This is a genomic window from Streptomyces sp. 8L (genome assembly GCF_020176795.1).
GTDB lineage: Bacteria > Actinomycetota > Actinomycetes > Streptomycetales > Streptomycetaceae > Streptomyces.
This window is the reverse complement of the sequence record NZ_JAIUKE010000839.1, coordinates 1-1,963: the sequence shown is the minus strand read 5'-3', so window position 1 is coordinate 1,963 and position 1,963 is coordinate 1. Positions and strand designations below refer to the sequence as shown.

General features: G+C 68.3%; 2 protein-coding genes and 1 tRNA gene. 1 reads left to right on the top strand and 2 read right to left on the bottom strand.

What is annotated here, in order from left to right:
* Positions 1–34: 34 nt before the first annotated feature.
* A tRNA-Gln gene (locus LCE31_RS39290) sits at positions 35–111 on the bottom strand.
* 14 nt (positions 112–125) lie between these two features.
* The gene (locus tag LCE31_RS39285; protein ID WP_225023048.1) at positions 126–986 is read right to left on the bottom strand and encodes a hypothetical protein; all 861 of its coding nucleotides are present in this window, start codon (positions 984–986) and stop codon (positions 126–128) included.
* Between the two features lie 155 nt (positions 987–1,141).
* Between LCE31_RS39285 and LCE31_RS39280 the strand changes: the two genes are divergently transcribed.
* Positions 1,142–1,963 (top strand): sensor histidine kinase (locus tag LCE31_RS39280; protein WP_225023046.1); only part of this gene is annotated, 822 nt, incomplete at its 3' end.

Here is a 1,963-nt window from a genome sequence, read left to right as displayed (position 1 = left end):
GACCGCTGGACGGTCGGGGCCCGAACCCTGGAGGCTCCCGGGGCAGGAGTCGAACCTGCGTCGTACCTGGATTCAAAGTCCAGTCGCCCCTACCGACAGAGCAACCCGGGATCGCGAGCGACACCCTACGCGTTTCGCCGCGCGCCCTCCACCGTCATGCCTGACCACCAGCCCTCGACGCGACGGTACAGTTCGGCGCTCTGCCGGACCACGACGATGAGGCAGCCCCGGTAGCCCTCGTCGACGTTCTTCCGGACCGTCTTCGGGTTGTGCTTCTTGAGCGTTGCCCGTTGAAACGCCGACGTGTCCGTGCGTGTGAGGTCCGCCCAGTACTGCTCCGCAGCCTCCACGTCCGCGGACTCGTGGATCGAGACCCGGAATCTGAGTCGCCCACGTTCGACCCCCAAGAGGTCGAGCCAGGCGAGGTAGAGGTTGATGACGCCGGGGTCGCTGTTGATGAAGACGACGCGCTCCCGGCGTGCGTACGTCTTGTCCTTCGAGCCCTCCGCCCAGTACAGGGCTACTCCCGCCATGAACAGCTCGCGGTCGGTCAGCCGGCCGATCTCGGCCTTCGCGGCTTCCTTGGTGCGCGTCCGCTCCTCGTCCCTGATCGCGAGCTCGTGGTCCCAGCGCTTGCGCGCGGCCAGGGACGCCTGTTCCTTCGGATCGCGGCGGGCCGGTCTGGGCAGGTCCCGTACCCACAGGGAGATCGAGCTCTTGGAGCAGCCCAGCTCGGCCTGGATCTGGTCGTAGGTGAGGCCCTTGAGGCGCAGTTCGCGGGCGCGCTCGCGGAGGTCGTCCTTGGCGTTGGGGCGGCGGGTCCAGGCGGGGGCGGGTTCGCCGTCCAGGAGGCGGTTGAGGAGGTCGTTGTTGTCGATGTGGGTGCGGTCGCGGATCTGGCGGCGGCTGAGGCCCTGTTGTCTGAGGGTGACCACCTGGGTGCGTAAGACCTCGAAGTCGGCGTATTTGCCGTTCAGTAGTGTCATGTCGCGATCTTCCGCCGGAATGTTCGGTTCCGGCGGGCTCGCTCGTTCTGTTCACCAGTTCGAGTTAACGAGGATCTGTTCTGTCGAACATGTGACCTGCTACATACCGGTCGGTCACCGGAAAACGGGGTGCGTCCCCCTTTAGTCTGGGACGCATGACCATGACGGGGGCGAACCGGGAGGCCGCGAGTGTGACCGCGCGCGGCTACTGGTGGTGGGGGCGGCGGCGCGGTGTCGCTCTTGATGTGGGGCTGGCGCTGGTGTCGGCGCTCGAGTGCGCGGTCGAGGGCGGCAGGTCCGCGGGGACCCCTGTCGTGCCGGTTCCGCTGAGTGTGCTTTTCGGGCTGGTGGTGGGCGGGGTGCTGCTGGTGCGGCGCCGGTGGCCGTATGTGCCGGTGCTGCTCTCGGTGGCGGTGACGCCGCTCGACATGGGGTTCGTGCTGAGCCTTGTGGGCCTCTACACGCTGGCCTCGTCGGAGGCGCCGCGGCGGATCATCGCGTCGTTGTCGGGGATGGGGTTCGCGGCGACGGCCATTACGGCGTTCGTGCGGACGCGATCGGACATGGGGGACCCGACGTTCCGGTCGGAGCCGTGGCTGGTGCCGTTGATGGCGGTGCTGATCTCGGTGGGGCTGACGGTGTCGCCGGTGCTCCTCGGGATGTATGTGGGGGCGCGGCGGCGGCTGATGGAGAGTTTGCGGGAGCGTGCGGGGAGTCTGGAGCAGGAGTTGTCGCTGCTGGCGGACCGTGCGGAGGAGCGGGCGGAGTGGGCGCGTACGGAGGAGCGGACGCGGATCGCGCGTGAGATGCATGACGTGGTGGCGCACCGCGTGAGTCTGATGGTGGTGCATGCGGCGGCGTTGCAGGCGGTGGCGTTGAAGGACCCGCCGAAGGCGGTCAAGAACGCGGCGCTGGTCGGGGACATGGGCCGGCAGGCGTTGACGGAGTTGCGGGAGATGCTGGGGGTGTTGCGGGCG